8 protein-coding genes, 1 pseudogene and 1 riboswitch are annotated in these 6,386 nt (G+C 54.3%); of the genes and pseudogenes, 5 read left to right on the top strand and 4 right to left on the bottom strand.

The window, feature by feature from the left end:
* The 4 genes and pseudogenes from AC2FNV_RS23075 to AC2FNV_RS23060 all read right to left on the bottom strand — a co-directional run.
* Positions 1 to 200 (bottom strand): annotated as a pseudogene (locus tag AC2FNV_RS23075) (cytochrome b); the annotation flags it as partial.
* 12 nt (positions 201 to 212) lie between these two features.
* Positions 213 to 797, bottom strand: a complete 585-nt coding sequence (petA, locus tag AC2FNV_RS23070) for a ubiquinol-cytochrome c reductase iron-sulfur subunit (protein ID WP_170474158.1) — start codon at positions 795 to 797, stop codon at positions 213 to 215.
* A 347-nt stretch (positions 798 to 1,144) separates the two neighbouring features.
* Positions 1,145 to 1,753: a glutathione S-transferase gene (locus AC2FNV_RS23065; RefSeq protein ID WP_170607369.1), complete on the bottom strand. Its 609-nt coding sequence runs from the start codon at positions 1,751 to 1,753 to the stop codon at positions 1,145 to 1,147.
* A gap of 51 nt (positions 1,754 to 1,804) precedes the next feature.
* Positions 1,805 to 2,434: an FMN-binding negative transcriptional regulator gene (locus AC2FNV_RS23060; protein ID WP_170607371.1), complete on the bottom strand. Its 630-nt coding sequence runs from the start codon at positions 2,432 to 2,434 to the stop codon at positions 1,805 to 1,807.
* Between the two features lie 55 nt (positions 2,435 to 2,489).
* Positions 2,490 to 2,638: riboswitch (FMN riboswitch) on the top strand.
* A 72-nt stretch (positions 2,639 to 2,710) separates the two neighbouring features.
* On the opposite strand from AC2FNV_RS23060, the gene AC2FNV_RS23055 reads away from it, so the two are divergent.
* The 5 genes from AC2FNV_RS23055 to AC2FNV_RS23035 form a co-directional block, all read left to right on the top strand.
* On the top strand, positions 2,711 to 3,151 hold the full coding sequence (locus AC2FNV_RS23055; RefSeq protein ID WP_170607373.1) for a 6,7-dimethyl-8-ribityllumazine synthase: 441 nt from the start codon (positions 2,711 to 2,713) through the stop codon (positions 3,149 to 3,151).
* A 95-nt stretch (positions 3,152 to 3,246) separates the two neighbouring features.
* On the top strand, positions 3,247 to 4,347 hold the full coding sequence (aroC, locus tag AC2FNV_RS23050) for a chorismate synthase (protein WP_170607375.1): 1,101 nt from the start codon (positions 3,247 to 3,249) through the stop codon (positions 4,345 to 4,347).
* Positions 4,331 to 4,999, top strand: a complete 669-nt coding sequence (locus AC2FNV_RS23045; RefSeq protein WP_170607377.1) for an HD domain-containing protein — start codon at positions 4,331 to 4,333, stop codon at positions 4,997 to 4,999. Before aroC ends, AC2FNV_RS23045 begins: the two co-directional genes overlap by 17 nt.
* 46 nt (positions 5,000 to 5,045) lie before the next feature.
* Complete coding sequence (locus AC2FNV_RS23040) at positions 5,046 to 5,981, top strand: DMT family transporter (RefSeq protein ID WP_170607378.1); 936 nt, start codon at positions 5,046 to 5,048, stop codon at positions 5,979 to 5,981.
* Positions 5,982 to 6,037: 56 nt separating this feature from the next.
* On the top strand, positions 6,038 to 6,386 hold a 349-nt coding region (locus tag AC2FNV_RS23035; protein WP_496774651.1), incomplete at its 3' end, for a cob(I)yrinic acid a,c-diamide adenosyltransferase.

Raw genomic sequence — 6,386 nt, 5'->3', positions numbered from 1 at the left:
ATCACCAGAACAATTCCGGTTATGATCTGCAACGCCAGACAGAAAGTCAGGACGATGCCCCAAATCCACATCCAGTTCAGGTTTTTAGGCGTTGGGATCATGAGTGTATCGTACAACAAGCCTACGATCGGGAGTCGGCTGTTCAGCCACTTTTCTCCGTCGGTCTTCGGCTCATAATGATCGTGGGGAATTCCTGACATCTTGGCTCTCCCTTAGCCGAGTCTGATTGTGCTGTTGTCGGTCCATTCCGCGGGCGGAACAGGAAGGTTTTCAGGCGCGGGTCCTTTGCGGATCCTGCCGGCCAGATCATAGTGTGATCCGTGGCAGGGGCAGAACCAGCCTCCGAAATCGCCGGCATCGCCCAAAGGCACACAACCTAAATGTGTGCAAACGCCCATCTGAACGATCCAGGCACCTGGTGCTTCACCTTCCGGCGACGGCATGACGCGGTTGGCGTCCGTTGCCGGCGCATCCGCGTTCAGGTTTGCATTTCGGGCCAGCGGATCCGGCAGCGCGCCAGTTCCTTCAGCATCTTGTTCCTGGGCTTCCGCGATTTCTGCTCCGGTCCGGTGACGGATAAAGACGGGCTTGCCCAACCACTTGACGGTCAATTGCGTACCCGGCTCGACCCCGCTGACATCCACCCGGATCGAGGACAGAGCCTGAACATCTGCCGAAGGGTTCATTTGATTGATCAGGGGCCATACGGCTGCACCTGTCGCAACGACACCTGCGCCGCCAGCGACGTAATACAGAAAGTCTCTGCGGGTGCCTTCGTGGTCTTCTGCGTGGGACACGAGGTAATCTCCGATTGTCTGGCGCCCGCGTACGGGCAAATAGCTCGCGCACCGCACGAATGCGGCGTCTTAACCGCGCTGTCTATCGGGGAGAATAGTGTTCGTCTAGCGGTCATAAACGCGCAATACGCCGCATCTGGGAAATTTGTTGCTTAGCAGCAGGCTTTTTAGTGATTCTCCGCGTCAGGTTTTTCTGAACAGCCGAATCAACCTGCGGCGATTCGGCTGTTCTTGGACCCGCTGAGTCGTAATGGCGCTTAGAATGCTACACTCCAAATGCTTTTCGTGACCAATCGGCGGAGTTTGGTCGAGGAATGTCGGACTGATTTAGACCTATTGCGAACTGTTTAACTGGGCGGGCGCGTTGCAACCATGCTTGGTCGTTCGCCGAATTCCGCAAACCAATTGGCCAGTGCATCGTTTCCGCTGCGCCAAGCACGAGCGTCATGCCGCAGGTCAAGGTAGCCCAGCGCGCAACCAACTGCGATTTGCCCCATGTCGAGCGGTTCAGACAAATGCGCCATCCAATGCTGGTTCAGCGCAGTACAGGCGCGTTCAACTTTGCCCCATTGTGCGTCGGCCCACTCATTCCATTGTTTTTCTTCAGGTCGGAGGCGCTCCTCATACGTAATCAGAAGAGCGGCATCCAAAATACCATCCGCCAGTGCCTCCAGAGTCCGGATATCCCAATATCGGGAACCGTCGGAATACAGCCCGGCTTGCGCACGGCTATCCAGATATGAACAAATCACCCTACTGTCGAACAATGTCGGGCTATCAGGGCGTTCCAAGGCCGGCACTTTGGTCAGCGGTGCTTTGCCAAAAAGTTGATCGGCCGGAGATACAGGAGTAGTCGCCACTGTCTTTAATTCGACATCTGCCAACTGGTTGGTCTCGTGAAGCACTACCATTACTTTACGGACGTAGGGCGAGGTCGAACTATGATACAACTGCATGTTTTTCTCCGGAATGGGACTTGGTTGTGAAATTTGAGAGCAAAATTGGTTTCAGGTCGCGCCTTCGGTAGCGTCGCGCATAAGCGCCTGCAATGCATCAAGCTCGGAACCAATTCCGCCCATCGCGACGCCATCGGCGGCAGACAACCGGACAGTGTCGGATTTGTTCTGGCTTAGCTTCCATGTGCCCTGAATGTCGTCGATTTGCAATCGGCAAGGCACAATCATGCGCATCATCCTTTGCAACGTCTCATCCGTCATTTTTCCTGTTGCCCACGGAGGTTTTGGTAGTAACCGATTTTCGTAAAACGCTGACTGCCGGTCCAGCAAATCCAGTAATTTTCTCTGAGGCAGCAACTCCAGCACTCCAATCAAATGAACTGCCAGGTAATTCCAGGTAGGCACTTGATCGTCGATTCCATACCAATCAGGCGAAATGTAACCATCCGGACCCAGCACCGCGATTCGCGCTGGCTGCGGTTTATTAAGTGCCCGCGCGATTGGGTTGGAACGCAAAAGATGAAGTTCGGCTGTGTTTCCGTCTTCGTCCATCAGAAATGGAATATGGCTTAGTAACGGCGAGTCATCGGTCGAAACAGCCAGAGTGCCAAACGCTCGATCCCTTGCAAAAGCAATGTCTCGGCTCCGATCATCGGCATGAAAAGATGGGTTGGGGTGCATGCGTATTCTCCTGCTTATAGCTCTTGCAGTACGCCGCAGTCCTTGGCAAGGTCTGCATTGTTCTCAGGGCGGGGCGGAATTCCCCACCGGCGGTATGCGGGCGATGTCCCGTAAGCCCGCGAGCGGCCTCGATTTTTGAGGTGTCCAGCAGATCTGGTGAGAGGCCAGAGCCGACGGTTAAAGTCCGGATGAAAGAGAACGTGCAGCGTACCGGTGATGCGGTGTGTCTGCTCGTGATCGCCTTGGGTGACGTGTCTGTTGCGAAAGGAGATCAAGATGACACACACCCGCTACGCTTTTGTTAAGGCCAACTGGCATTCCGATATCGTAGATCGCGCGCTAGAGGGATTTCTAGAGCTGATACCCGCCGAACAAGTCGATGTATACGACGTACCTGGTGCGTTCGAGATGCCGCTGCTTGCCCGAGATTTGGCCCAGACAGGTCGCTACACCGCGGTTGCTTGCGCGGCCTTTGTGGTCGACGGTGGTATTTATCGGCACGATTTCGTGGCGCAGGCAGTGGTTGACGGTTTGATGCGTGCAGGTATGGATTCCGGGGTCCCTGTCTTGTCGGTTTCTCTAACCCCTCACCAATATCAGGAAACAGACCATCACAATGCCATCTATCGTGATCATTTTATTCAAAAGGGTCGCGAAGCGGCCCATGCAGCACTAAAAGTAGCAAAGACCCGCGCCGGGTTGGCTGCCGCTGCGTAAAGAGAGTTGGGTTGGGGCCGCGGCGCCCCAGCTGCATATCCGCTTGAGGCCAAAGCACTTGACCGCTAATCACGATTCCCAAAGGAGCACTCCATATGTCAATGAACAGCTTTGGCCATCTCTTTCGTGTCACCACCTGGGGTGAAAGCCATGGGCCGGCGTTGGGTGCAACTGTAGATGGATGTCCGCCGGGAGTCGCGATCGACGAAAACATGATCCAACACTGGTTGGACAGACGTAAGCCCGGGCAGAATAAATTCACCACTCAGCGACGTGAACCTGATCAAGTGAAAATCCTGTCCGGCGTTTTCGAGGGACAAACCACCGGCACCCCAGTCCAATTGATGATCGAGAACACTGATCAGCGTTCAAAAGACTACGGCGATATCATAGACAAGTTCCGGCCGGGTCATGCAGATATCACCTATTGGCAGAAATACGGAATCCGCGACTATCGTGGGGGCGGGCGCAGCTCGGCCCGGGAAACGGCAGCGCGGGTGGCGGCTGGGGGTTTGGCGCGCGAGGCAATCAAACAGATCGCCCCGAATGTGCAAATTACCGGGTATATGACCCAGATCGGCCCGCACAAAATCGAGCGGGAAAGGTTTGATTGGTCGCAGATCGAACAGAACCCGTTTTGGACTCCGGACGCTCAGGCTGCCAAGGAATGGGCAATCATATTGGATGATCTGCGTAAGTCTGGAAATTCAGTTGGAGCTGTGATCGAAGTTGTGGCCCGCGGCGTACCCGCGGGGATTGGCGCTCCTGTCTACGGTAAATTAGACACTGATTTGGCCGCTGCGATGATGTCTATAAACGCCGTCAAAGGCGTAGAAATTGGCGAAGGCATGGCTGCCGCTGAACTGACCGGTGTTGCCAATGCCGACGAGATATTCATGGGCCAGAACGGACCGCAATTCAGCTCAAACCATGCTGGTGGTATTCTGGGCGGTATTTCGACGGGCCAAGACTTGGTAGTACGATTTGCGGTCAAACCAACCTCTTCGATTTTGACCACCCGAAAGACTATCACAAAATCTGGCGAGGAAACCGAGATCATTACAAAAGGTCGTCACGACCCCTGCGTTGGAATTCGCGCGGTACCGGTGGGCGAGGCAATGATGGCCTGCGTGATCCTTGATCACCTGTTACTGCATCGTGGCCAGATTGGTGAGAACCGTGGCAGGATTGGCTGACCTGCGCGACAGCCTTCGTCGCGTTGTTTTGCACCGTATGCAGACCGATCCCGCGCACGATCTAGCCCATTTGGATCGGGTCTGGAAAAATGCTCAGGCCATTTGCGATGTTAAGTTGGACATGCAGGTTTTGCTGGCGGCCTGTTACCTGCACGATCTTGTAAATCTTCCCAAAGACGATCCTGATCGTGGTCAGGCCTCCCGTCGCTCTGCCGAGGAGTCAGAGCCTATCTTGAGCGAACTTGGATTTGACGCTGCCCAAATACGTGCTACTCAGCATGCAATTGCTGCGCATAGCTTCTCGGCCAAAATACAACCAAAAACGAATGAGGCGCGCATTCTGCGAGACGCAGATCGGTTAGACGCATTGGGAGCAATTGGCATTGCGCGAACCTTTATAGTATCCGGAGCATTGGGGCGGGCCCTATATGATCCGCTTGACCCGTTTGCAGAAACGCGCCGTTTGGACGATCTGACGTTTTCACTGGACCATTGGAAGGTAAAGCTGCTTCAACTTCCGCAAGACATGTTGACTGTGTCCGGGCAGAGACTCGCAGAGGACCGCGTAAAGAAGATGGTCGTGTTTTTGCAAGAGTTGGCAGAGGAAGTAGGTTTACCCTTGCCAACAAGTTGGACAAACCCCAACAACTAAACAACCGCCGTTGATCTTTGCGCTGCAAAGGCGCAGGGTCGCGCCGATGGCAAAATCCTTAACATCGCATCGACCGATTCTTGCCGTGGCGCTAAAACTAAGTGCCCTGTTTTTGTTCACGTCAATGTCGGCGTTGGTCAAAGCCTTGTCCGAAGACTTTCCACCTGGCGAGCTGGTCTTCTTCCGGTCACTTTTTGCTATTCCCGTTATCGTCATTTGGTTGGTAGCGCGCGGCGAACTCATCCAGGGTTTTGTGGTCAGGAAACCGATGGGACATTTTTGGCGCGGTGTATTGGGTACGGCTGCGATGGGTCTCACTTTTACAGGCCTCAGTCTACTCCCACTGCCCGAAGTCACGGCTATCGGGTATGCCACTCCAATATTCACTCTTATCCTGGCTGCTGTGATGCTGGGTGAACGAATTCGAATGATCCGGATCGGGGCGGTTGCCATCGGGTTGTTGGGTGTACTGATCATGATATGGCCTCGTCTCGGTAGCAGCGAGATGGAACTGGCTGCGACGATTGGCGCGATGTGCGTTTTGGGGGCGACATTTGCGCGTGCTTTTGTGCAAATTCACATCCGCCAACTGGTTCAGGTCGATCATCCAGCGGCAATCGTGTTTTATTTCTCGATGACGGCGACTCTTCTATCAGGTCTGACTGCTTTTTGGGGTTGGACCATGCCAACATGGGAACAGGCCGCCATCCTGATCGCAATGGGCTTGATCGGAGGCGTGGCGCAAATCCTAGTTACCTCTTCTTACCGGTTTGGGCAGGCTTCAATGCTGGCACCCTATGACTACACCACAATGTTGTTTGCAATTTTCATCGGCTACGTTTGGTTTGATGAATTGCCGACCTTTGCGATCTTGATCGGCGCTGCACTTGTCATAGTTGGCAATGTGGTTGTGATTTGGCGAGAGCACCAACTGGGGCTGGAACGTGGCAACGCAAGGTCTTTGTCCGACCACAAACCATGACTTTACCTTTTGCCAACTTCCCCTACGTTGGCCCAGACAAATAGCGAGGTACCCCAATGAGCGACGCGCAGGATCACAAGGAAAAGATGCAAAAGGTGCAGGCCAAGCACCGCAAGAAAGTATCCAAGGCAGTAGATCCTGAGCGCGGTTTGGTTCTGGTAAATACTGGCAAGGGCAAAGGTAAATCCTCTGCAGCATTTGGTGTCGTGGTCCGCGCCTTGGGCTGGGGCCAGAAGGTCGCAGTGGTACAATTCATCAAGGGTAAATGGAAAACCGGAGAACGCCGTTTCTTTGAAGAGCGTGATCTTGTGACGTGGCACACTATGGGTGAGGGGTTTACTTGGGATACGCAGGACCGCGAACGTGATATCGCAGCGGCAAATGCAGCCTTCGACAAAGCGCGTG

Source organism: Ruegeria sp. BHSA163 (genome assembly GCF_059613365.1).
This window is presented reverse-complemented; position numbering and strand designations above follow the sequence as displayed.